The sequence below is a fragment of the Vibrio sp. V15_P4S5T153 genome, assembly GCF_963874485.1.
GTDB classification, from domain to species: domain Bacteria; phylum Pseudomonadota; class Gammaproteobacteria; order Enterobacterales; family Vibrionaceae; genus Vibrio; species Vibrio anguillarum.
On record NZ_CAWNHR010000021.1, the window covers coordinates 20,108 to 45,982 of the forward strand.

Annotated in this window: 17 protein-coding genes; 7 read left to right on the top strand and 10 right to left on the bottom strand. The window is 43.9% G+C overall.

What is annotated here, in order from left to right; translation table 11 throughout:
* The first annotated feature begins 129 nt into the window (after positions 1-129).
* Both AACT42_RS22865 and luxQ read left to right on the top strand, forming a co-directional pair.
* A complete protein-coding gene (locus AACT42_RS22865) occupies positions 130-1,230 on the top strand; it encodes an autoinducer 2-binding periplasmic protein LuxP (RefSeq protein ID WP_094133943.1) in 1,101 nt (366 codons plus the stop codon).
* Positions 1,231-1,245: 15 nt separating this feature from the next.
* Positions 1,246-3,792, top strand: coding sequence for a quorum-sensing autoinducer 2 sensor kinase/phosphatase LuxQ (gene luxQ, locus AACT42_RS22870; protein WP_094133944.1), 2,547 nt, complete (start codon positions 1,246-1,248; stop codon positions 3,790-3,792).
* Between the two features lie 17 nt (positions 3,793-3,809).
* Here the strand turns inward: luxQ and AACT42_RS22875 are convergent, their stop codons facing one another.
* From AACT42_RS22875 to yccS, 6 genes are all read right to left on the bottom strand, one after another.
* On the bottom strand, positions 3,810-4,475 hold the full coding sequence (locus AACT42_RS22875) for a PilZ domain-containing protein (RefSeq protein WP_176428329.1): 666 nt from the start codon (positions 4,473-4,475) through the stop codon (positions 3,810-3,812).
* Between the two features lie 143 nt (positions 4,476-4,618).
* Positions 4,619-6,163 carry a glycerol-3-phosphate dehydrogenase gene (gene glpD, locus AACT42_RS22880; protein WP_094133945.1) on the bottom strand — a complete coding sequence of 515 codons (1,545 nt, stop codon included), beginning with the start codon at positions 6,161-6,163 and terminating at the stop codon, positions 4,619-4,621.
* A gap of 185 nt (positions 6,164-6,348) precedes the next feature.
* Positions 6,349-7,608 carry a hydroxymethylglutaryl-CoA reductase gene (locus tag AACT42_RS22885; RefSeq protein WP_094131652.1) on the bottom strand — a complete coding sequence of 420 codons (1,260 nt, stop codon included), beginning with the start codon at positions 7,606-7,608 and terminating at the stop codon, positions 6,349-6,351.
* Between the two features lie 87 nt (positions 7,609-7,695).
* Positions 7,696-7,995 carry a hypothetical protein gene (locus AACT42_RS22890; protein ID WP_094131651.1) on the bottom strand — a complete coding sequence of 100 codons (300 nt, stop codon included), beginning with the start codon at positions 7,993-7,995 and terminating at the stop codon, positions 7,696-7,698.
* A gap of 67 nt (positions 7,996-8,062) precedes the next feature.
* Positions 8,063-8,287 carry a hypothetical protein gene (locus tag AACT42_RS22895; protein WP_013867905.1) on the bottom strand — a complete coding sequence of 75 codons (225 nt, stop codon included), beginning with the start codon at positions 8,285-8,287 and terminating at the stop codon, positions 8,063-8,065.
* 138 nt (positions 8,288-8,425) lie between these two features.
* A complete protein-coding gene (gene yccS, locus AACT42_RS22900) occupies positions 8,426-10,579 on the bottom strand; it encodes a YccS family putative transporter (RefSeq protein ID WP_094131650.1) in 2,154 nt (717 codons plus the stop codon).
* A 182-nt stretch (positions 10,580-10,761) separates the two neighbouring features.
* Between yccS and helD the strand changes: the two genes are divergently transcribed.
* Positions 10,762-12,825: a DNA helicase IV gene (gene helD, locus AACT42_RS22905; RefSeq protein WP_094149880.1), complete on the top strand. Its 2,064-nt coding sequence runs from the start codon at positions 10,762-10,764 to the stop codon at positions 12,823-12,825.
* Between the two features lie 103 nt (positions 12,826-12,928).
* On the opposite strand, the gene AACT42_RS22910 is transcribed toward helD, so the two are convergent.
* A complete protein-coding gene (locus tag AACT42_RS22910; RefSeq protein WP_029189757.1) occupies positions 12,929-13,384 on the bottom strand; it encodes a methylglyoxal synthase in 456 nt (151 codons plus the stop codon).
* Between the two features lie 52 nt (positions 13,385-13,436).
* The gene (gene torT, locus AACT42_RS22915; protein WP_088729656.1) at positions 13,437-14,438 is read right to left on the bottom strand and encodes a TMAO reductase system periplasmic protein TorT; all 1,002 of its coding nucleotides are present in this window, start codon (positions 14,436-14,438) and stop codon (positions 13,437-13,439) included.
* Between the two features lie 88 nt (positions 14,439-14,526).
* Between torT and torS the strand changes: the two genes are divergently transcribed.
* The gene (torS, locus tag AACT42_RS22920) at positions 14,527-17,424 is read left to right on the top strand and encodes a TMAO reductase system sensor histidine kinase/response regulator TorS (RefSeq protein ID WP_237666850.1); all 2,898 of its coding nucleotides are present in this window, start codon (positions 14,527-14,529) and stop codon (positions 17,422-17,424) included.
* Positions 17,425-17,568: 144 nt separating this feature from the next.
* Here the strand turns inward: torS and pyk are convergent, their stop codons facing one another.
* Both pyk and AACT42_RS22930 read right to left on the bottom strand, forming a co-directional pair.
* The gene (gene pyk, locus AACT42_RS22925; RefSeq protein ID WP_094131648.1) at positions 17,569-19,032 is read right to left on the bottom strand and encodes a pyruvate kinase; all 1,464 of its coding nucleotides are present in this window, start codon (positions 19,030-19,032) and stop codon (positions 17,569-17,571) included.
* Positions 19,033-19,218: 186 nt separating this feature from the next.
* Positions 19,219-20,598 (bottom strand): MFS transporter, encoded by a 1,380-nt coding sequence (locus AACT42_RS22930; RefSeq protein WP_088733419.1) that lies wholly within the window; start codon positions 20,596-20,598, stop codon positions 19,219-19,221.
* A gap of 275 nt (positions 20,599-20,873) precedes the next feature.
* Here AACT42_RS22930 and AACT42_RS22935 point away from each other — a divergent pair, with 275 nt between their 5' ends.
* The 3 genes from AACT42_RS22935 to AACT42_RS22945 are packed head-to-tail and all read left to right on the top strand — an operon-like array spanning position 20,874 to position 25,829.
* On the top strand, positions 20,874-22,226 hold the full coding sequence (locus tag AACT42_RS22935; protein ID WP_094131647.1) for an ABC transporter substrate-binding protein: 1,353 nt from the start codon (positions 20,874-20,876) through the stop codon (positions 22,224-22,226).
* Positions 22,223-24,571, top strand: coding sequence for an ATP-binding protein (locus AACT42_RS22940; protein ID WP_094131646.1), 2,349 nt, complete (start codon positions 22,223-22,225; stop codon positions 24,569-24,571). Before AACT42_RS22935 ends, AACT42_RS22940 begins: the two co-directional genes overlap by 4 nt.
* Complete coding sequence (locus AACT42_RS22945; RefSeq protein WP_013867894.1) at positions 24,561-25,829, top strand: sigma-54-dependent transcriptional regulator; 1,269 nt, start codon at positions 24,561-24,563, stop codon at positions 25,827-25,829. The genes AACT42_RS22940 and AACT42_RS22945 overlap by 11 nt, the downstream gene beginning before the upstream one ends.
* Positions 25,830-25,875 lie beyond the last annotated feature (46 nt).

Sequence of the window (25,875 nt, forward strand, 5' to 3'; positions counted from 1 at the left end):
CATACTTAATAATCAAGATGATATACGGGCTACTTGTTTGACCCTTCATTGGGTAGTCCGAGAATATGATGAGTGCGAAATCAGCCATTGTGTGTCATTAAATCCAGAAGTTAGTGTAACGAGAATGCCATGAGAAAAATCCTGCTCCTTTCATTTGTATTCAGTGTCAGTTTGGCAGCCTCCACTCAGGCTGCAGCGCAAGTTTTAAATGGCTATTGGCGATATCAAGAGTTTTTAGATCTTAATCCTGCGCAACAGGCTCTTACCGACCAGATGATACAGGCAGTGCGTCAACCTCCTGCTTTACTCTCAATAGAGCAAGATAAACCTATTCATATTTCTGTTGTTTATCCCGGTCAACAAGTTTCCGATTATTGGGCGCGCAATATCAAAGCCTTTGAGATGCGTTTAGATGAACTTGGGATTAGATACCAAATTAACCAAGTCTTCACTCGTCCGAATGTCGATATTCGCCAACAAAGTTTATCGTTGATGGAAGCGATCAGAAATAAATCCGATTACTTGGTGTTTACGCTTGATACCATCCGCCACCGTAAATTTATCGAGCAGTTGTTAAGTTCAAATCAAACCAAAATTATTCTGCAAAATATCACTACGCCAGTAAAAAGTTGGGGAGATCGTCAGCCTTTTATGTACGTGGGGTTTGATCATGAAATTGGCACAATGAAACTGGTGGATTACTACAAAAAGTCGGCGCCAAAGAATAGTGCTTATTCCGTCCTCTATTATTCTGAAGGCTATGTTAGCGATGCTCGCGGCGATAGTTTTATCCAAGAAATGAGTCGAGACAGCAAATATCACTTGGCCTCTTCGTTTTATACAAAAGCGACACGAGATAGTGCATTTGATGCAACTTTGCGTATTCTTAAACAAACACCAGATATTAATTTTATTTACGCATGCTCTACTGATGTTGCACTCGGTGCCATGGATGCGTTGCAGCAGCAAAATAGAGAAGATATTACGTTAAACGGCTGGGGCGGTGGTGAGGCTGAATTGGACGCGCTGCAAAATAGCACACTTGATGTGACTATCATGCGTGTCAATGATGATGCCGGTGTTGCTATGGCGGAAGCCATTAAGTGGGATCTTGAAGGAAAGCCGGTACCTACGGTTTACTCTGGTGATTTTGAATTGGTAACCAAAGAGGTCTCTTCAGCGTATATTGAAAAGCTCAAAAAACGAGCATTTCGTTACTCTGACCATTGATATATCGAGTCATTAATGAGTTTAAGGTCAAGCACCGTCAAGAAAAAACAAAAGATAGCTACCGTGATCACCAAATCAATGATTGCGGTGATTGGCGCATTGACGCTCAGCGTTTTATTTCAAAGTTATCAGATCAGTAGCAAAATCATTGCTCAAGAAGTGCAACGTACGGCTTCTCAAACCTCTAGTCTCATCCAGAACCTCTTTAACTTCCGTCTTTCATTACTGCAGATAAACCAAGATAGCAGCGCAAAAAATGCAGGTTTAGTTAAAGCAATTCGTAAGGGTGATAATGACAGCATTGATCAGTTCTTTTTTGGAGTTGACCAGCTAGAAGTAGCCAACACGCCTGACATTCGTTTCATTTCTGATTCTGACAGCCTGATGTGGGAAGATGGCAATGCTCAGTTTTATGGTATTGAACAAAACGAGCTGGTAAACATGTCTCGTAAAGTCGCGTTAAGTAATAACTGGCATATGATCAAATCGCCCTCTCAATTGGGCTATGCCTACCTAATGGTCAGACGTACTCCCGTTATTGACTCGCAGTCCGGAGAGGTGATTGGTTTTTTGCATCTTGCTACCGTACTTAACAACAATTACGTGCTGGCAGAAACATTACGTGAAGGGAGTAACTCAGAAAATCTCGTGATGACGACGGGTGAAAAGGTCTTAGCCTCAACAATTAATGGTGATGAGACCTACACGGAACGTGATGTTTTAGAAGATAATTTTGACGCCTATAGTTTTGCCGATTACATGGTAAGCCGTACCGCGTTAACCATAGAAGGCGTACCAATTTATATTAACGTCCTCAGTGTGCAGAGCAATGAGAACGTATTGCAATTACGTGAAAATTATTTTTTTTGGATGATTTTTGCCCTTTTTGCGATGGTGATAGTCTCTATTTTGACTCGTTGGTGGTTACAGCAGCGAGTGAAAAATGAAATCAGTAGCTTGATGAATTACACCCACAAAGCTGCAGAAGCTGGGAGTTATGAGCTTTTTTCTGGTTCTAAAATCTATGAATTTGATCACTTCGGCAGAACGCTAGAACACACATTTCAACGTTTATCTGAGCAAGAAAAACAATTTGAAGATCTGTTCAATTTTTCACTTTCGCCCATCATAGTATGGAGTATCGACGGTGATATCATCAAAATGAACCCATCAGCAAAGAAATATTTCATGCGTCGCAATGATCAACAGCAATGCATTCTTGATGCATTAAAGCAAGAACTGCAGCCAAAGATACGCCTTGCGGTTGAACAAGAAACGTTCCGAGAGATAAACGTTGAAGTTGGCAATAAGGTTTTTCGCTGGAATTTATCCCCCATTATTTTTGAGCAGAGAATTGAGTCAATCATCACTCAAGGGCAAGATATTACGACAATCGCCGAGGCGGCCAAACAGAGCCGACTCGCAAGGCAAGAAGCGGAAGAGTCGGCGCGTATTCGTGCTGAATTTCTTGCAAAAATGAGCCATGAGCTGAGAACACCATTGAATGGAATTTTAGGCGTTTCTCAATTACTTAAGCGTGAAATCAGTGACCATGAGCAACTTGAACAAGTGAATGTGTTATGCAGTAGTGGTGAACATTTATTGGCGGTGCTGAATGATATCCTTGATTTTTCCAAGATAGAGCAGGGACAGTTTAGAATTCAAGAGTCTGACTTTAAGCTGGTTGAGGTCATCTCTGCCGTGGAAAGTATCTATCGGCCATTATGTGCCGAAAAAGAGATTGAGTTCAGCCTAAAGAGCAATATTCCGCCTGATATGATGATCCATAGCGATCAAGTTCGCCTGAACCAAATTCTGTTTAATTTATTAAATAATGCGACTAAGTTTACCCATCATGGGTTAATTAGCATTGAGTTCCAGCAAAAGAATAGCAGCCATCTGTTGATTTCGATTAGCGATACAGGTATCGGCATCAGAGAGCAAGATCTCGCGCTTATTTTTGAGCCTTTTACTCAAGTAGAATCAAACACCACACGAGAATACGGCGGTAGCGGTTTGGGGCTTGCGATTGTCAAAAGCTTAATTGAGATGCTTGGTGGTGCTGTAAACGTGAAAAGCCAATTTGGGGTAGGTACTACATTTTCTGTTGAACTCCCTCTTGTTGCCGTCAGTGACTGCGGGAAGGATATACCATCTTATGAGCGTGCGCCGCCACATGAAATGTTTGAAAAACCAATCAAAGTGTTGCTAGTCGAAGATAATCATACCAACGCTTTTATTGCTCAAGCATTTTGCAAAAAATACGGTATGGAAGTGACAAGAGTAGAGGATGGTCTACAGGCGATTGATTATTTGAAAGATCATCCAGTGGATCTTATCTTAATGGATAACCAGTTGCCTTACTTAGGCGGGGTTGAAACAACCCATTTAATCAAACACGAGATGATGATGGATGTACCCATTTATGCGTGTACAGCTGATGGCATGCAATCGACTAACGAAGCATTTATGGCCGCAGGTGCAGAGTATGTGATAGTTAAACCTATCAAAGAGAAAGCATTGCATGAGGCTTTTTGTCATTTCCAAAAACGGCAGCAATAAAGTACCGCGCAACATTCTTATACGCTACCAGCCATAAAAGCGCGTTCTAATATTTCTTTTTTCAATGCTGCTGTCATTGCAATTGATTCAAGAAATTTAACGCCTACTAACATTCCTTTACCTTGTTGACGCACACTGACGATTTGGCAAACGAGATCTTGTGGTAGAAGTGGGGAGAGTGTGGACTTTATCTCAATAAACATATCTTTTTCTAAATGGTGCAAGCCAGGAATAAATAGCGCGCAGCCAGAAATAGAAAAGTCGATCAATTTCCCTTTAAATTGATGCTCTCCTTCATGCATAACGGCAGGCAAAGAGAGTTTATAGCGTTCGTGCTCACGGATTGGTTTGGTCACAAAGTGCTTAGGAAACTTGATAAACAGTAATCCGAACGGTTTAGAGATACTACGAATAATCGAGGTTTTGAACGCGAGTATATGACCTAATTCAGTGTCGCAAATTCCACGCAAAATGATTTGGATATTAACTATTTTTCGCATCACCAAGTCTTCACGAGCTTTAACAGGCATATCGATCAGTACGTATCTTTCACGTTTACATCCGACAATTGTCGTTGAAAAGCTGTAAGAATCCTCAGGTCCGAACTCAATAGTGGCGAGGATTTTCATGCATGGCTTAAGGAGTTTGATGAGATCGTCGCTGTTAGTATTCGGAATTGGCATTGAGTGGCATCGTCGTTACGGAAATATAGCTTTACTATACCCCGTGATTTTTACGTCACCTACTAAGAAAAAGTAAAAAACTCTCAGAAGATCATGTTTCTAAGAGCTTTTCTCAATTTTAATTCTAGTGGATACACCTTGTGTTAAGCACTGATGCGTTGACATTCACAAGTTGATGATTGGTCGATATAATCATTTAACTGATCAATTTGTTTAGTGTTAAATGTTAAGCCGAGTTTACTTCTGCGCCATAGGATATCTTCACATGAAGAAGCAAATTCATAATGTAAGAGATAATCGACTTCGCATTGATAGAGCCCAAACGCAAAATGTTTACCCAGATCAGCACTACTTTGCACATTATCGAGCATCACCGAAGCTCGGCTACCATAATTAGTGATCCAGCGGTTAATGGTCGCTTTATCAAGATCTGGAAAGCGCTGCTCAAGCTGCTGTTTGAGCTGTGCTGGGTAAAAGGCTTCTCCACCAGGCAGTGGTTTGTTTGCGGTCCAACTGTCAGACATTTGATTAAAAAATGGTTTTAATTGACCCATAGCAGATTCAGCTAACTTGCGATAAGTGGTTAACTTTCCACCAAAAATAGAAAGTAATGGCGCATTATCAGCTTGTTGATCCAATGAGAGTGTATAGTCCCGAGTAATGGCTTGTGGTGAGTCAGACTCGTCATCACATAGCGGGCGTACACCGCTGAAGTCAGCCACAATATCATCCAGTGTGACCTGATGGATAAAGTGCTTATTCACAACATCCAATAAGTACCGTTTTTCTTCGACGCTAATTTTCACTTGACGAGGATCACCTCGGTATTCGACATCGGTGGTGCCTATCATTGAATAGTGATCAAGATAGGGGATCACAAAGACGATCCGTTTATCTTCGTTTTGTAAAATATACGCCTGCTCTTCATCGTGAATTTTCGGCACGATAATATGTGATCCTTTGATAAGCCGGATACCGTAGGGAGAAGTAATTTCAATCTGCTCATCAATGAACTGTTTAACCCAAGGACCTGTTGCGTTGACAAGCGCGTGACTGCGGCGAGTAAAACGAGTTTGTGTTTTTTCATCAAACAAAGTCACATGCCATAACTCGTCAACACGACGAGCTGATTCAACGCGGCAATAGTTTTTTACTTCGGAACCGAGTTCACGTGCTTGCATCGCATTCAGTATCACTAAACGAGCATCATCGACCCAGCAGTCTGAGTATTCGAAACCCATTTTCATCTCATTTTTAGTCACCACACCCGCGTTAAGGGCTATTTTTTTGCTGGCAGGTAGTGAGGTTCGTTTGCCTAAATGGTCATAAAGAAAAAGTCCGGCACGAATCATCCAAGCAGGTCTTAGAAAAGGTCGGTGTGGTAGACGAAATCGCATTGGTTTTGCAATGTGAGGCGCTTTGCGCAACAGTACTTCGCGTTCAGCCAATGACTCACCGACTAAACGAAATTCATAATGTTCTAGGTATCTCAACCCACCATGAATTAATTTTGAGCTCGCAGAAGAGGTAGCGCTAGCAAAGTCTTTTGCTTCATACAGGCCAACTTTCAGCCCGCGGCCAGCAGCATCTACGGCGATGCCTGCCCCATTGATACCGCCACCGACAACAATAATGTCGAGCACATTGTTTTCGGCTTCAATCGAGTTGCAAACAGAATGGTTGTTCATTGAGCGTACCTATTTCGTTTTTGTTCTGTAATGTTCGTATGAAACCATTTTTTAGTCGAAATAGTTAGTTTTTTGTTTTTTTATTTTGATCTCGATCATTATTTTCTAATGCATATGCTCACTTAACCAATAAAAAAGGCGCTACGTCTTCACGTAACGCCTTTTCGGTTGTGAAAAGTAATACCTCAACGAGCGAGTTTACGATGAGCGCGTGAAAAATGGCCAGCGCAGAACGCACCGACAATAGAAAGTTCACCAGCCAGACAGAGTGATGCTGCCACTTCGGCTAACGCTTGCGAATGACCAGTACCGTGCAGACCTAGAATATCCAAACATGCTTTTTGACTCGGTAACCCTGTACCGCCACCAACGGTCCCTAACATTAAATTGGGTAAGGTTACACTGGCGTACAAACCACCATTTTTGTCCACTTCCATGCGTGTCATACCAATTGCCGATTCAGCAACGCAAGCGGCGTCTTGCCCACAGGCAATATACAAAGCAGCGAGTGCATTAGCGTAATGCGCGTTAATGCCTATCGCGCCGCTTAATGCCCCACCAACAGTCGTCATTTGGCCAAATTGCATCATAGACTGTGGCGTCGTATGCAGATGTTTATGGATGAGTTCGGCAGATAAATGCACCTCGGCAGTCACTTTTTTTCCTCTCACACTACGCAGTGTTTGGCTAGTGGCTTTTTTATCACCCGATAGGTTGCCATCAAGGAATGCGTATTCAGGCTGCACAGGAGTATTCGCCAGAATGGTTTGGAACACGGCATTGGTGGCAATAGTGACCATGTTTTGCCCTGATGCATCGCCGGTTAAAAACTCAAACACGAGGTAGACATGGTTCCCTTCAATATTGACATTAATGTCTGACAGTTTTCCGTGTGCTGTCGTGTTTTCTGCAACTTGTTTAAAGTGGTCATATTGAGTCACTATCCACGCCACAAACTGCCCAGCTTCGATTAAGTTATAAAATGCAAAGCCTGGCGTGCGAGTAACGCCTTCATTTAACAACATGGCGCTTGCACCTCCTGCCGCAGTGAGCAGTTTTGCCCCACGATGATAAGAGGCAACCAAAGCGGCTTCGGTTGTCGCTAACGGGACGAGATAATCACCTTTGGCAAACAGTCCGTTGACTCGTAATGGCCCTGCGATCCCAACTGGAACTTTGACTGTGCCAATAAAATGCTCAATATTTTTGTGGTAGCTGAGCATATCTTGCTCTGTTAAGTCATCTAAAAGCGCACTTTTGTTCGTTCGCGTGTTAAGTACTTGCCAACGGCGTTCTACATTTTTTGCGGTTAAATACGGACTTGGTGTTAATTTGAGCGTTGGAGAAGTGAGTTTGGGTTGGAGTATTTGCTCTAGCTGCTGGGCTGATATATCACCACCCAAAATAGAAACATAATCTCTTCGATGCAGGTTTAGCTTAGGCATAGCGAATCATGGTAAAGAATTTGCGGGCATTGTACTAACCATGCACATAAACACAATATTTGCTTGTGTTGCAAGTTGTGTGAAGAGTTAGGCTTGGATATCCAATATTGAACCCAGCATGTCTTGATCTCGTTGGATAATATTGGTGCCAATGCGGTTGTATTGTGTAGCTTGGTTCAATTTTAGTAGGCTATCAATTGCTTCAGGTTTTTCTTCAGCTTTAGCAACAACTTTATCAAACTCAACTTTATTAAAAGCAAGCGCTTTGTCCGTTTTATCAATAGGAGAGATGTCTTTTTCCATATTGAGCTCACGAGCCGCATCCTCAGCCATTTTATTTGACTGATTGATCAGTTGATAGCCAGAATGAACACCAGATATAGACATAAGCTTACCCTCGTCGATGTCTAAAGTTTAGGCTCCGTTTACTTTTTGCACAAGAAGAAATTCGTGACTAGGAAAAGAGGCTCGAAAGCACATTCAGCTCATCATCAGTGAGTAAGTTATTCGATTCATTTTCCAAAGAGTGCTTTATCTCGCCTTGTAATAAACGCAGTTGTTGAGGTGTTAAATGCTGTAATTGTGATTTTAAAGACTCAAATTGATTATGCGTCATCGACTCATGCCTCAGTAAAAAATGCGCTGCCTTCTCACCGCGGTAAGTTTGATGTCCTTTCATGGCCTTACACCTGTAAGAAAATACTTAATCTGAGATTATTCTCGACGTGGCGATTTTTTGTCCGAAAAATGTCAAGTTATAACAAGAGAAAGGTGAGAGCAGCCCGAAATTGAGCCGCTCTCATTATTACGACAATTGCTAGTTTACACGGACGGCAAACTTACTGGCGAGAGAGTGAAGCTCAGGTAGCATGCGATAAATAAGGTGCAGCTGTTGTAAGACCATTCTTACCGAGCTTTCATCTTCTTCACGCCATTCGGCTAAGCGTTTCTCTAAGCCTGCATCGTCAATGTCGCTGGTATCGCATTCATCACAATGTTCATAAAGTTGTTTGTGCAACACCTCTAGGTGTTGGTGGATCACTCGGTGAGTTTCAAGTACCAGTTGGTGCGTTGCTTCATCTTCGATGCGTGTCCGATGGGCTCCAAGAGCAGAGATATAGCTGAGCAGTGCATGGTTCAGTGTCAGAAAACGGAAGCTTTCATCGATTGCCGCGCGATATTTACCCGGTTCTGCCAGCATATTACTGATCGCTGCGGTTAAATTTGCGTCTTGGTTGTGGGCATTGCGCCGTGAGATGCGATAGCTCAAGTTGTCTTTTTTACCGATACGGTACTGACCAATAATTTGTCCCAAATAGGCTTTATTGGCATCGATCGCATCCGCCATGACTTTATGTAATCGTTTTGATTGCCAGTCAGGGAGGATCAGCACTACCGCTGCGACGGCCAATGCGCAGCCAATCAGAGTATCGGCAAGCCGAGGCAGTACCACGGCGTAACCTTCACCCAATTGATTAAAGCAAAACAGCACTAAAAGAGTAATAAAGCCAGTCGCATAGCCGTAGTTGTTTAGTCTAAAGGCGAAAAACATCACACCTGATAGTACGATAAAGACCAATTGGCTTTCTGGCGATGGGAACAAGGTTAAGAGCAGCACGCCTAAAAACAGCCCCGATAACGTGCCAATGATTCGGGCCGTCAGTTTTTGCCGAGTGGCTGAGTAGTTTGGCTGACAAACAAACAGTGTCGTGAGTAAAATCCAATAGCCTCGTTCAATACCAAAACCTTGGATGATTCCGTAACCGATAGTGAGTGCGATAGACATACGCAGCGCATGACGAAATAGCATGGAATCTTTATGCAGATTTGCCTTCACCCGTAACCACATGGCTTTAAGAGTGTGGGCTTCTGTATCATACAACATGCCCTCTTCGAGCTTGTTAGCATCAGGGTTGTTAACGTTATTGAGTTGTTTTTCCACTGTTGCTAAGTTATTGAAAAGATAGCCTAATTGTGCTAATGACACCCGCCAGTCAGGGCGTTGTTGTTCTTGTAGGTAGTTTAATGAGCTTTGCAATTCATCCAGAGCCATGATTGACTCTGAATGGTGCTGATAGCTTCGCCCTAACTGAATCGACTGGGCTATTTCACGGCAGGCTTTAGCCTGTGTTTCTAATAAATGTTTAAAGCGAAACAGCACATCTGAGCGGCCAAAGTGTTCGGCAAGCTCTTGATAGCGATAATGACTTGAATTGACACGTTCATGGATATCTTGTGCCATAAAATAGATGTTGAGAAATCGGTCACTGGCACCATCAATATGGCCTCTTTTTGAACGACTCAACAAAGTGGCTTTACATTGATTGAGTGCGGTAACCGTTGCCGCGTTTAAATTGGCTTCAGCAATTCGATATGGCTGAGGAACTAAGTTCGATACGGGATGGAAGAGATGGCTTTTGGACTCAAGATAATTGGCCAATTGCAAAAAAACATTCGCTAAGCTTTGCTGTACTGGTTGCATTGGCCAAAACATATGCCAAATCATCGACATGAAGTAATACCAAGCGGCACCCGTCAGGAGCAAAACGGGTTGAAACCACAAATTCACGCTTTGGTGTGCACCCAACATGGTGTAGATGGCGATAAGTAAGGAGCCAAAGGCGATGCTGGCATAGCGTGGGCCAATTGCGCCAAGAATGATAAAACCAAACGAGGAGATGAATAACCCAATCGCAAACAGTGGCGGGGTATGGAAAAGCAGTTCGATAGAAAATGCAGCGATAGCAAAGCAGATAAATGTCAGAGTGAGGGATTTTAACCGTCCACTGAAACTATCATCACTTTCAGCCAGTGCTGCGGCAATCACGCCAAGGATCAGTGGCGTAATCCAAGTATTGAGGTTGTAGTGCCACGCAGGAATGACTACACCTAATAGAGTGATCAAAATGAGAATGCTGTAATTGACAGTTTTATTCGCCCAATAAAGGCGAATTTTGCTAGAGAGCGGCACGATACTTCAACATCCAAAAAGAAAACCATAGTGTAGCAGAAGCGTTGATTAACACTCTGATCAAGATAAAGAAAAACGTCTACTTGATTACAAAATCAACAACAGTAATCTTGACATTAATTTTTCAATGCCCACTGTGATTGGTATATCATATTCACATTCTTATAAAAGAGCATAAAACCATGCAGCTGAGCGCAAATAAGCCTGCACAATTTCTCATTCAAGACGAATATAACCAAGTTGAACTTGACCAACAGCGTTTGATTATCTCCTCGGCTGTCAGCGAAGAGCGGATCCCGTTCACGGTTTGGAACGGTAAAGTCCGTGTTAAGCGTGGTTTGTTTTGGGGAGCATTGCAGTTTTTTGCGCATGAAGATGAAGGTGTTCAACAATCATGGTTGGTGCAAGGTTTGCCTTGGCCCGAGTGCCGACAGTTTGCCCATACGGCGGTAGCGGCTTATCAACAATGGCACAATCGTCAATGTGTGCAGTTGAGTCAGTATCTGCCTCGCTGGGAGCAAGAGCTCAATCGCTTGAAGCGTTTACCCTCTTTTTTGCCGCACTCCTTATTGGATGTTTGGGCTTTGCAAGTGGAAGCTGATTTTTCGACGATGGACATGAAATTAGCCGAAGCACGTCAACGGCTACCTGATGCTATTGCTCAGCTCTCGCCTTGGCTTACGGATCGCTCGGCGTCCCTTGCCCAGCGAAATCAACACTGGCTTGAATTGGAACGTCAAAACTGGGAAGTCTTATTCTCTCAAGTCGAAAGTTCTCCCCTTAATCTATCGCAGCAACACGCAGTGCTACTCAATGATGATCACAACCTCATCCTTGCGGGTGCAGGTTCGGGCAAAACCAGCGTTTTGACGGCGCGTGTTGCGTATCTACTCCAAAGTCACCTTGCACAGGCCCACGAAATTCTACTGGTGGCTTTTGGTCGCGATGCGTCGAAAGAGATGGAACAGCGATTAGATAGCAAAATCGGCATGGCGGCGGAACACGTTCGCGTTAATACCTTCCATCAGTTAGGGCTGAAAATTTTAAACGAGGTTGAAGGGCGAGAAGCGATCATTTCGCCAGTGGCTCTAGACAGTAACTTAAAGTTGGCATGGTGTATTGATTGGTTGAAGAAACATTGGATGACGCCGACCAATTTTAAGCGTTGGCAGAAGCATTTATCTAAATGGCCAATTGCTTATTTAGCTGGTGATGATGAACTGGGCAGCCATGTTGAAAACCCAAAGCTGATTGCATGGTTGGAAAAGCAGCTTGAGCAACTGGCTATGCTTGGTCTTGGGAAAAAGGAGCTGCAACAACGTTTGATTGACCATCCAGACTATTCACGGCTGAACAGTGAGCTCTCTTTGTGCTGGCCATGTTACCAAGCTTGGTTACAAATGCTCAAAGAGCAAAATCAAATCGATTTTAATATGATGATCAGCCGCGCAACGGAATACGTTGAAAAGGGTAAATTTAAATCGAATTGGAAATTCATCATGATCGATGAATACCAAGATATTTCACCACAGCGATTGGCGTTGATCCAATCTTTATGTGAGCAGCAGCCAGGAGCGTGTAACTTGTTTGCCGTGGGTGATGATTGGCAGTCAATCTATCAATTTGCTGGTTCTGACGTGGATCTTACGACTGGGTTTAGTGAACGCTTCCCACACTCGACGGTTCATTATCTGGATACGACTTATCGTTTTAATGATCAGTTGGGTGCGGTGGCTAACCAGTTTATTCAAGCCAATCCGAATCAGTTACCAAAAACACTTAACAGCTTCAAGCAGCAAAAGCAAAAATCAGTTTTTATTGCACCAAGTAACAACATTGAAAAGATCTTGGATCAACTCAATCGCCAAGCGAATAGTACGCAATCTGTGCTATTGCTTGGACGAAACCATTATCATAAACCAGAGCTGCTTAACGACTGGAAAAAGCATTACCGCTCACTCAATATAGAATTTATGACTTGTCACGCCAGTAAAGGTAAAGAAGCCGATTTTGTGATTGTGCTCGGTGTTGATGAGGGGCAGTTTCCGGCTCGAGTGAAAGCGCTGCATATCGATAGTGCATTGAGCCAATCGAATGATGATTTCCCCTATGCCGAAGAGCGCCGTTTATTCTACGTTGCAATGACCCGCGCTAAAGAGAAAGTGTGGATCACGCACTCGGGCAGTGGCTCGGTTTTTGTTCGCGAATTGCTATCAGGGGATTACCCAGTGGTGAAGCAGAAATAACGCATCCTTTGAAAGGGGATGCGTTCACGCAGGCGATCAAGTTGTCTTATGTGGTGATTTGGATTTTGACTGTGTGTCTCTGTGCGTATGTAAAGGTTATAGGTTACATGCGTTCAGCTAGATAAGCTTGGTAATCAGGGATCTCGATATCGACCTCTTGCTCTATCAACTGTGAAGAGAACAAAAATTTAGCACTGGCGCGGTTTGTGGCAACTGGAATGTTCCAAACGCTGGCAATACGTAGCAGAGCTTTTACATCGGGATCATGCGGTACGGCATTGAGTGGATCCCAGAAGAAGATCAATACATCAATTTTGCCTTCAGAAATCAACGCGCCAATTTGTTGATCGCCACCCATCGGACCGCTGATCATGCTTTTTATAGCAAGGCCAGTCTCTTTGCTGAGCATGCTGCCAGTGGTTCCTGTCGCGTATAAAAAATGGCGCTGTAGTTTTTCTTTATTTTCTTTTACCCAGCGAAGTAGTTCCGGTTTGCAGTTGTCGTGAGCGACGAGAGCGACATGCTTATGCGCAGGCATAGTCCGAGTCGTTGTTTGCATTGAAGAGTCCCTATGATTCAAATCAGTATGTTAAATAGCGAAATCGCCACTTTTATTCAATCTCTTTTACGCTAAAAGTCGGCCTATATTCAGATGGAGATAACGAATCTGCAATTATCTGCGGATTGAGTGACATAGGCGTTAAGGATTCGATAATCGGTGCGGCTTTTTTTTCATAAGGTTGCTGATTGAAAAAAGCCGCAGCTTGTTGAATGGAAAGCCTGCCTTGCTCGACCATTTTATCCGTTGGCGCAAATTCGACTCGGCCACGCAGCAGCCCGCGGTAGACGCCATGACTTAAATAGGTTGCCACCAAACCGATGTGGTTTGTCATCCCTGAGGTTCTCAATTCGCTGATCGCCGCTTCAATCGCGACGGCGCTGCCCACAATATAGCGAAGGTCAGCTCGCTCCAGCGCTTGTTGTACTAAATTACGCTGCAGTTCTTTATCATTATCTGCCCATAGGCTTTCCACTACGTTGATATCGCTGTCTTGTATTGCGCGATAAAAACCTTGGCTAACGGGTTGAGTACCACCACTGGTTTTCGGGCCAAGTAGCAAGGCTATATTGGTTTTCCCACTGCCTTGTGGGTGCTTATCAGCAAGATATTTTCCCGCGTAGTATCCCATCCAATACCAATCGACACCCACTTGACCTTGTAGCCGTGCAGCCTGCTGCTGATTGAGAATGAGCTGATTAACCGTTGCAAACACAGGCGTAGAAGCGACGTATGTGCTTAAGTCTGTCGTGTAAAGATCCGGTGCCACAGTACCGAGAATAATCGCATCAGCGCCCCAACGAACGCACAATGAAAGCTGTTCTTTTTGTCGTTCATGATTAGGATAACCACCCGATTCTAACACGCGTAAATTCAACTTCTGTTTTCTCGCCTCGTCAACCATTCCATAGTTGACTGATAACCAATAGGAATCTTTGAGGTGAGGGTATAAAGCGCAGACTTTCTTATGGGGTTCGGCGAATGTTGTGTTGCTAACCAAGCTTAAAATCAGCAGTAAAAGCGTTGGGGAAATAAGGTTTAAGATCAATTGCATTCGCTATTCGTTGGCATAACGTGAGTAAACACTGCAAAATATAGCCCATTCCGTGTTGCTTAAGAAGTAATGTTTGAGGTTGGGTGCCATGTTGTTAGCCAAAGCCAGTATTGGCCGAAAATTAATGTTGTCCTTTTCGGCAATGGCCCTGCTCGTTTTGTTATCGGCGTTGATCGGTGTGTTTGGTTTTTCGCTGGTGGCTAAAACCGAACGTAATGTGGTGAATTCTGCCATTCCTTCGATGCTGGAAGCGCGTCAAGTGTCGGAGTTAAGCACACGAATCATTACGTCTGTGCAAATGTTAACCAACTCAAAAACAGAGCAAGAGCGCCAGCAGTATGGCAAAGCGCTTTTCGATCAGCTTCAATCTTTGCTTAATCACATCAAGCAGTTGGGTGCCGATTCTTTTGATTCAGAACTGCTGACGCGCCTAGAAAATGATGTTCAAAGCGTTATCGATACACTGGCTCAGCTTGGTATTACGGTTGAGCGTAAGTTGTATCTGGCACATGACTTAAGTGTTCGAGTGGAAGAGATGCGACAACTGGCGCTGCAATTGGAAGAGCTGACGCGCACTCAAGTGCTCAATACCAGTACCATCGCAGTGGCGAATGTGACGCATATTTATGACTTGCTACAAGCCAATAAAACATCACAAGCGTACAAAGCGTTAGACGCTTTAGTGGAAGTGGACCTCGATCTTTCAGAGCGCTTGCATGAGCTTCATTTGCTGGCGTTCAAAATGCTCAGCCACATCGAAGAGACACGTACGGTTACCGATGTTGAGCGAATCCAACAAATCCAAACAGAGTTTTTGCATAACCTCACCATCATGCAGCGCAGAGTACGCGCGGTAGAAGACCCGACGCGTTCGAAGCAAATGACAGAGCTGCTTAATGAGTTAGAAAAGCGCAAAGTGGTTTTTAGTGTTTTGCAGCAACGCTATGATAACGAACAGGTCGCGAAATCGCTCACACAAAACACCTTAGTACAGTTTTCAGATCTCAATACTACCGTCAGCCGCTTAGTGGATGACTCCAATCGTACAACGACTCACGCTGTTGCGCAGCTCTCTACAACCTTGAACATGGCACAGTATACATTGACCTTATTAACCTTGGTTGGCCTTCTCATTGCAGCTTTCATTATGTGGAAGGTCGTCTATCTGTCGGTGGTAAAACGTTTAGCCGAATATTCATCGGCACTGTTATCCATCGCAAAAGGGCAACTGCAGGTTGAAGTGGCAGTCCAAGGAGAGGATGAACTGGCGCAAATGGGGCAGGCGATCATCACGGCTCGCAATACCGCGCAGTCTCTTAAAGTGGTGGCGGAAAGTGAAGCGCAGGCGAGAGAGGCGTTACAAGAACACAAAGAGCACTTAGAGGAAGTGGTTACCGAGCGAACAGAACAATTACAACACACCAATGAGAAACTCAATATGGAAGTGTTGAATCATGCCAAAGCTCGCAACTTAGCCGAGCAAGCCAATCGTGCTAAATCGGCATTTTTGGCTACCATGAGCCATGAAATCCGCACACCAATGAATGGCGTATTAGGCACGGCTCGTTTATTACAAGAGATGCCATTAACCGTTCAACAGCGCCAGTATGTGGACGTGATTAACCGCAGCGGCCACACCTTGTTGTCCATTTTGAATGATGTGCTGGATTATTCAAAAATTGAGGCCGGACACTTAGAAATTCGCAATGCCAACTTTAATTTGCATCAAATGGTGGACGATGTTTACCAACTGATGAAAGGACGTGCTGAAGAAAAGTCGCTTGAATTTACCAAGCAGATTGAACTGGATGTTGCTCCTTTTTGGGTGGGTGATATGACTCGCTTAGGTCAAGTGCTGACTAACCTTGTGGGTAATGCCATCAAATTTACCGATCAAGGTTATGTGGATATTTATGTCAGTCTTGATGCTGAAATGCCTAATCAAGTGACATTTGAAGTGTCGGATTCCGGTGTTGGAGTCAGTGAACAGGATCAAATCAGGCTGTTTGATGCGTTTACTCAAGCTTCCAGTGAGCAAAGTTACAAAGGCGGTACTGGGCTTGGTTTGGCTATCAGCAAACGGCTTGTTGAAGCCATGGGCGGCGAGCTTAAGCTTGAATCAGATTTAGGCAAAGGAAGCCGTTTTGAGTTTACTGTTCCTTTACAGCGAGGAGAGGCAGTGGATGAAGTGGTTAAAAGGCCGATAGCCGCGACGCGAGAGGCCAACATCTTGCTGGTGGAGGATAACCCGGTCAACTGCATGGTTGCTGAAGGGTTTTTGGCCAGTTTCGGTCATAATGTGCTCACCGCGAAAACAGGCGCTGAAGCTCGGGTTCTGTTTAGTGAACACAGGTTTGATATCGCACTGCTCGATATTAATCTACCTGACATTAATGGTGTTGAGCTGTTGGCGCAGCTCAAACTTATCGAACGTGAACAGTATTCGCATCTACGCCCCACACCGATGATTGCTATTTCGGCTCATGTGTTTAATGAAGAGGTGGAAAGCTATTTAGCGGCTGGTTTTGATGGCTATTTGCCCAAACCTTTAGTCAAAGAAGATCTTGCACAACTTGTCCAGCAACGTATTGAACACAATACCTTACCCGTTGAGTTGATTGTGCCTACGCACGTAACCTCGGATAGCCAAAAATCCGCTCGTCCGATTATGGACGAGCGGATCCTACTCGCGGATATTGAAGTGCTAGGGCGTGACAAGATGAATGAAATCATTGAGCTGTTCGCCGATTGCACGCATGAATACCTACACGAGTTTCGCCAATCGAGGGAACAAGCTCAGATCGTTAAGTCGTTAGCACACAAATTGAAAGGTTCAGCTGGCAGCTTAGGTTTGCATGCCTTGTTTGATCTGTGTTTAGTCATTGAGAAAAGTGCTGACTCTGCGCAAACTTATCAAGAGCTACAAGCGGAATTAGAAGCCTTAGCCGCTCAATCCATTCATTCACTCAGGTTACTGTTTATGTAAATAATTGGCTGTTGGCATCATTAAAAAGGGCCTGCGACAAGCGCAGGCCAAGTTCCCTGTGGAGCAAGGTTTTTTTAGGGGGAGGTGTTGAGATCACTGAATAATTTTAATGATCTCATGATTAGCGGCGCAGAACCCTACATTCTACGCGGCTAATTCTTTTATTACTGGCAACGTCAGTAAACGACAGACGTTAATATTACCCACGCCTTCGATCGATTCTAATTGTGTCATCAAAATGGATGAAATATGGCGGTTAGCTGCGTCTTGTGCCAGAGCGTTAAGCACTTGCTGAGACAGCAAATCCGCTTGTGTCGCTAATGATGGAATATAGGTTGGTGTAACGCCGCGCAAAATGGTTAATTTACGCAGCAGTTCAGGCCTGTCGGAGAGTGCCCAAATGGTAGCTTGGCTTTGACAGCGAGACATCAACAGGGGTGTTTCTCCCTGTTGAGTTAAAATGGCGACCCCAAGATCTTTATGAACCTTAGTCGCCGATATCATGGAGGAAAGCGCGAAGCTTTTGCCCGCATCGCTGCACAAATGATGCAGTTTATCCCATGAATTTTGCGCACAGCCTAACTCTTGTTCTGCACCGTGAGCGATACGCACCATCGCTTCCACTGCTTCAATGGGATAGCTTCCCGCCGCTGATTCTGCTGACAGCATAATAGCGTCAGTGCCATCAATAATCGCGTTCGCTACATCAAGCACTTCTGCGCGTGTTGGCAGCGGGTTGTCAATCATCGACTCCAGCATTTGTGTTGCGGTGATAACGGGTTTGCCTAAATAGTTTGAGCGCGCAATCAACGCTTTTTGTACGCCGGGTAGGCGAGCATCACCGATTTCAACGCCTAAATCACCACGAGCAACCATCACAACGTCGGATGCATTGATGACCGCGTCCATATTTTTTTGATCGCTCACCACTTCGGCTCGCTCTACTTTGGCGACAATGTGTGCATGACAGCCAGCTTGTACCGCTAACCGGCGCGCTTCATGTAAATCCTGGGCATTACGTGGAAATGAGACGGCTAGAAAATCGGCTTGGAGTTTCGCGGCAGTGATGATGTCTCGTTTGTCTTTGTCCGTCAGTGCTGGCGCGGAAAGGCCACCACCGAGCAAATTAATGCCTTTGCGATTAGACAGCTTACCGTTGTTTATGACGCGAGTTTTTACCCACTGCTGTGGTTTGTTGAGTTCTTCGATCCGGAGTTGTACTCGGCCATCATCAAGCAGTAAAGTATCACCCAACTTCAAGTCTTGAATCAGCTGCGGGTAATCTAAGCCCACACGTTCTTGGTTACCAGCCATTGTGGGGTGAAGCCCATCGAGAATAAATGAGTCACCCGCTTTTAGAGTGATCGCACCGTCTTCAAAACAGGAAATACGGATCTTAGGTCCTTGTAAATCGACTAATATGCCGACACTGACACCAAGCTTTTGTGAAATGTCACGTACTAACATCGCGCGTTCAATATGCTCGTCAGCGGTGCCGTGAGAAAAGTTTAAACGTACAACGTTAACACCAGCATTAATGAGCTTGGTGATCATCTCACGGCTTTGGCTTGCAGGGCCAAGCGTTGCAACGATTTTTGTTTTACACATAGTGGTATCCTATAACGACACTCGCTATAGCCATTTTACTTGAAGTTATGGTGGTGCTAATTGCACTTGTCCATTGCTCTCGGCCGACATTTGGTCGATTTTTCAAGTGATTTGGATATAGAAAATAAGAATGAAAATAAGAAAATAACAGGGGGGATTATCCCCCTGTATCAAGGGTGTTATAGATTAGAGACTTGGTTTCGTTTCCAGTATCTGGCCCGTAGGAGCATCAATATCCGTTACTTTCTTGGCATTCCATACCGTAGTCGCAAGCAGTAAAGAAATCACGCCAGCGGCCAACCAGAAATATTGTGCTTGAGTAAAGTCATATTTGGTTACGCCATCCACTTCCGTCATTTTAATCAGTGATGAAGACACCAGTTCTTGAGCCGAAGCGGCTAAGTAAGAGAACAAACCAATAAAGCCCTTTACGGCACCGACGGCATTTTTAGGCATTAAGTCACAAGCCGTTAGGCCAGCAAGAAATACGACAAGCCCACCAATCGCAAAGCCAATTAAGCCTAGAGCAACAGCATCTACCATACGGTTATCGGGGCCGAAGAACATCAAGCACATACCTGCAATATTGGCAAATCCGTAAAGTAGCGTTGGGATATGACGGTTAGCGTTGAATACTTTATCTGAAATGATACCAGACAAAATAGCGCCCGCGAGGCCTGCAATAGGGTAAGTGGACATTGCAAAACCAGCATCAATCAGTGAATAACCTTTGGTTTCTTGTAGGTATAACACCGCCCAAGAAGACATCGCATAGCGAGAGATATACATCGCGGCACAAGCAGCGGCAATCAGCCAGACAGTCGGTTGCTTCAAAATGAACAGTTGAGCGCGACGTGTTTCTTTTGGATCGTTGGCTTTTTTGAACTCGGGCTCTTCACCAAATGCTGTTGCAACATCAGGTAAACCATAGGTCTGCGGACGATCTTTCAGTACAAAGAACATAATCAATGCAGCGATGATGGCGGCAATGCCCGCACCGATGAAACCCGCTTGCCAACCTAAATAACTCACTAGCGTTGCTGTTAGAATCCAAGTGATGCCTTCGCCGATATTTCGAGATCCTCCCCAAATTGAATAACGGCTTCCGCGTTGTTTAGGTGAGAACCATTGGAAAAGCGAGACGCAAGAAGGCGCAGAACCCACCGATTGGAACCAACCATTGACGGCCCAAAGTAACACAAAGAAGAATGCCGTGGTGTTCAACCCCATGAATATGGCAGTGGCACCGGAAAGCAGTAGTGAGAACGACATAAATCGGCCGATGTTGGCGTAGTCAGAAAGGAAACCGTTCGAAAACTTACCAAATGCGTAGGTGAAGAAGAAGGCCGATCCCATGATCCCGAGTTCTTCTATCGATACGATGCCCGCATCAAGCATCGGTTTTTTAACGACACCTAAACTCATACGAACCACATAGAACATGGCGTATCCAAAGACTAAGCCTAAGAATACTTGCCATTGAAAACTTTTGAAACGCGATTGCATTGCGCCCTGAGAGCTATCCGATAGCGGTAGATCTGGGCGAGTTTTAAAAAAGTTAAGCATGGAGCTCTCCATTCATCAAATACTAAATAGGGTTATTACTAAATAGGGTTGTTTCGTTGTCGGAATGCATCTTCAAACAAATGGGTATGGGGCTCAAAAGTGCCAATTTGAGGCAGAAATGACTCAAATTGAGAGTGTGAATGGGTCAAAAATGGGAATTCAGCGAAGGGTAAATTATGTTTTGCTGATAAAATTGAAATTGTAATACGCTGTTTTGCGTCATAACTGACACAAATGTTTAATAATTTATTTTTAGCTAAACGGTAGAGTTTTGAGTGAACGCACAATTTTTAGGGTTTTGTGATTTAAAAGCGGTTTCCCGTTCTTGTACCTTATTACGCTGGTGCAAATGGATGGTGCTACTAGGATCGATAGCGGCGGCTATCAATACCGCTTATGCAAAAGAGAATGAGTTAGTCATACTGACCACATTTTCACGTGAACCCTTGCTACCTCTTATTGAAGAGTTCAGCAAACAGTATCAAGGGGTTGATGTGCAAGTTGTCCACCGTAGAGCACAATCGAGTATTCAACTGCTTAATAAAAGCTATATCCAGAATATTGATGTAGTGCTGAGCTCATCGCCTTTTTTAATGCAGCATTTAGCAAATAGCAATAAGCTCGCAACCTTACCTGCCCATTTGCAACCACCAGAATGGTTAAAACCCTACATGTTACCGCCAACTGATAAAGTCGTGACGATAGGCTATTCTGGCGCTGGTTTGGTATGGAATCGTGACTATCTCAGCTTACATCATTTACCGACGCCTACGTCGTTCACCGATCTGGCTAATTTTATCTATTTTGACCACATCACGATGAGTACCCCAACACGTTCGGGTACTACTCAGTTAATGGTCGAGAGCATTCTTGCTAAATATGGTTGGCAACAAGGGTGGCGGATTTTACTGAACGTGGGGGCAAATTTAGGGACAATTTCCTCACGCAGTTTTGGTGTGAGTGATTATGTAGCCAAAGGGCAATTTGGGATAGGCCCAACGATTGATAGCTATGCCAGCATATTAGAACGAAAATTTGAGCACGTGCAATTTCGCTATGATGAAAGTTTTACCCTAATGCCCACATACGTCGCCCAAGTGAGCCTGCGTGAAAATGATCAATATGCGAAGGCATTCATCGATTTATTGATGTCAAAAGCGGTACAAACGAATATGGATAGCAATGATTTTTCTAAACATGCGATAAACGATAAATCCCTGTTTAATGAGGCATATACACAGTTGTCCATGGCATCCATTACACATCGTGAGGAGTTAGTTAACTTATTGTTTGAAATTGCGATTACCAAACGCTTACCTCAGTTAAAAGACACTTGGCTCGCAATCAATCATGCTAAAACCAAGTACGCACACAATGAACCCGCTCTGAAGCTCATTGAAAATATTGAAACTCGAGTGTTCTCTTTACCTGTGACCGAAACAGAGTTAGCCGTGGTATATCAGTCATGGCAAAAAATCAGTGTTGATGATGTGCAGTATGAGACACACTCCGCCGCCATTTCTATGCATGTAGCGGAACTGACGCATCGTTGGAAGATGCAGTTGGCATTAACCTTAGAAGAAGCTTTGTCCGATCTAAAAAACTTGGACCGGGTCGATACGCCATGATTTTTCCGAAATACAACACGATTGGCGCGAGACTGGTTTTGGCCTTTGCTTGTAGTACCTTGCTGTTGACGATTGTCAGCATCGTCGCATGGGGAACATGGAATAGTTTAGATAATCAAGTGAGCGAGCTGCTTGATAAAAGTGTTCCTAAATATAATGCCAGTTATCTGCTCGAAAGCAGTAGTTCGGAAATTAAAAGACGGATCGAAATCATCTCAAATACGCGTAACAAAGTTGAGTTGGATGAGCAACGGCAACGTTTGGATAACAATTTAACGACGATCAGCAAAATATTAAGCGAGATTGAATTGAACAGCGAGCAGCAACGGCTGCTTGCTGGGTATCAACGGCTACGTAATCTTAGTGAGCAATTTGGTCTTCTGGTCGGGCAACGGATTGATCAAAGTCGTCAAATTGAGTTACTTCAAGAGCAGATCCAATGGCTACATCAAGATATTGGTTCTGAGTTGACTCCGCTGCGCCAAGAAATACAGTGGCAGCTAGAGCGTAAAATGAAAGGTAATGAAAGCGACATGCTGTTTACGAGTTTAGGGGCTGTCCAGTCTATCTTAGATGGTGAGGCTCAAACGTTTATGTTCGCAAAAGAGCTCATCCAATCTAAGCATATTAGCCAAGTGAATAATGGCATGAAAGTACTACAGTTCCGCCTTGAAGAACTGTACGCACAGAGTGCGCCGATTTTTTCACAACCTGCAACCATCGCCTATCAACAATTACTCAGTGAGCTAATGGATGTATTGAGTTTGAATGGCTCTTTCCATCAAAACTTACGTTCTATGGTGCGTTTAAATGCCCAGCTTGATGATATTCGAGCTGAAGTTCAGCAACAGCTTCTCCACCAACATACTGATATTGCGATGTTGGTCGCCAACGCCGATGAGTCGTTTGTTCAAGCGAAAAAAGAGACCACGGAACTGGTTTCTCATGGTAACCGTATTCTGTTTGTCTGCTTTAGCTTATCGATCATTATCAGTTTGTTTTTGACTTACTATTTCATCAATCGTCGGATTGTGGGCCGACTTAACCGCCTTAGCGACAGTTTAGATGCCATCATTCATAACGATCTTTCACACCCTATTGTGGTAGACGGCAGAGATGAAATTGGCCGGATCAGTGAAAAATTGGTTCAGTATGGTAAAAAAGTGGAGGAAATGGACCGAACCAACGCACTGAGTTTGATTAACAATACGCAAGCGAGTTTAATCACTTGTGATTTGGATGGTTATATTGAATCGGCTAACTTAAGCGCTCGTGTTCGCTTGAATATAGACCAGAATGAGGACCCGAAAGCCTTTTGGCTCTGTTTTTCAACGTCAACTCAATCGCAGTTGCAAGCACTGTTTAACCCAGAGGCTAAGTTGATCGAAAATGGTGCAGATGTCATTACGCTATCGTTAGGCGATGTGGATAAACCTTATTACTTGCGCTTGTATTTACGTAAGTATACCCACGGTTTAAGCGATAAAGTTATCATCACGATTACGGATGTTACCGATCAAGAGCACGCTAATCGATTATTAGAAGAGCGAGTTCGAGCAAAAACTCATTCATTACGTGAAAAAAATCATCAGTTACTCGCTGAAATTGAGCAGCACCACCGGACCGAAAACCATCTTAAAAAAACACAAAGTGAGTTAGTACAAGCCGCTAAAATGGCGGTGGTCGGGCAAACGATGACCAGTTTAGCGCACGAATTGAATCAACCATTAAGCGCAATGTCGACTTATCTCTATAGCGTAAACCTTGCTTTAGAGCAGAAGAAAACAGAGCAAATCAGACATTCCATCGATCATATTGAACATTTAACAGAGCGAATGGGCAAAATCATCAATGGGTTACGTCATTTTTCTCGTAAAAGTAGCAGTGATGAAACCCTTACCCCTGTCTTGATTACTGACGTTATCGGTCAGGCTATGTTGTTGGTTGAAACGAAAGCAAAACGTCAACAGATAGTATTGCAAAGCCATATTCATCAACCAATTCAAGTCATTGCAGATCAAATCGGCTTGGAACAGGTATTGATTAATTTGTTGGTAAATGGCTGTGAAGCGGTTGTGGGATGTGAGCACAAAAAAGTTGACGTGATATTGCTGTCGAGTACGCCAACGCATCACGTTGTTGCAGTATGCGATTCAGGGGCTGGATTTGCTCATGATGTCGTTGAAAAACTCTTTACGCCCTTTACCACGACCAAAGAAGTAGGGTTGGGCTTAGGGCTGAATATTTGCCGCTCGCTCATAGGAAAAATAAAGGGTCAAATTTATCTTGCCTCGACAGTCAGTCGAGGTGCAATGGTCGTGCTGGAGTTGCCTTATGAATCATAATTATTCTGTTTTATTGATTGATGATGACCAAGATGTCCTTGACTCATATTCGCATCTTATGTCGATAGCTAATTTGCCGTCAAAAGCACTTCTTAATCCCACCAAAGCGTGTGAGTTTATCCATTCTGATTGGGCTGGAGTGATATTGCTTGATGTCTATATGCCACAAATGAACGGCATTGAATTGCTTAAAGCGATTAAATCGATTGATGAGCATATTCCTGTGATTGTCATTACTGGCCACGGAGACATTCCTATGGCGGTAGAGGCGGTCAAAATAGGGGCATGCGATTTTCTTGAAAAGCCAATCAATCCTGCGGAGTTATTGAGCTTAGTGAAGAAAAATCTCGATATTCGTCGTCATTTTGTACAACAAAAAACGGCTATGGCCAACTCAATCAAATGCGAACTCATCGGAAAATCCGCTCAAATGGGGCAAATTCGCCACCATGTTGCTCAGTATTCAATGCTGAACAGTCATGTTGTTATTTGTGGAGAATCGGGTGTTGGAAGGCATACTATTGCATATCTCATCCACCAACTGACACAGGGTAATCATGCTTCATCGCTGGTGGAATTAACCGTTTCATCAGCGACCACGCTCGCACAGATTGAACAAAAATTAGATGCAAGTGAAAACGGTACATTGCTAATAGACCACATCGAATTACTTTCTGAAGAATTGCAGCGTTATTTGACTCAGAGGATGCTTAACCAAGAACGCCTAAGCAAAGCTCGAACGCGCGTTATTGCTATTTTAGGTACGGAACCTGAGGCCTTGATTACGGCTAATCGGTTGCAGCCAGAACTCTATTATTTGCTAAACCAAGGCGTGATAGAGGTGCCTGTACTTCGACATCGTCCCGATGATATCGCTACTTTGTTCCATTATTTTCTCAAGCAGAGTTGTAATAAATTGGCGAAACCTTTGCCAGCGGTAGAACTGAGTTATTTGTCGCTACTGCGTGCACATCAATGGCCGGGAAATGTACGAGAGCTGAGAAATGTAGCTGAATTATATGCGATAGGTATTGTAAAACTGACGGGAAAAGAGCGTTTGTACAATCAGTCTGATCTTTTATCACCGCTTGATGAATTGGTGGATGATTACGAAAAGCAAATTATTGAAGATGCATTATTTCTCCATTCTGGTCGCGTCGCTGATGCCGCAAATTATCTGCAAGTACCGCGTAAAAAGCTCTACTTACGAATGAAAAAACATGGTTTAGAAAAGGATGACTTTAAAAGTCGTTATTAGTTTTTCAATTTTAGGTGGTGGATCAGTTTGATAATGCTGACATGGT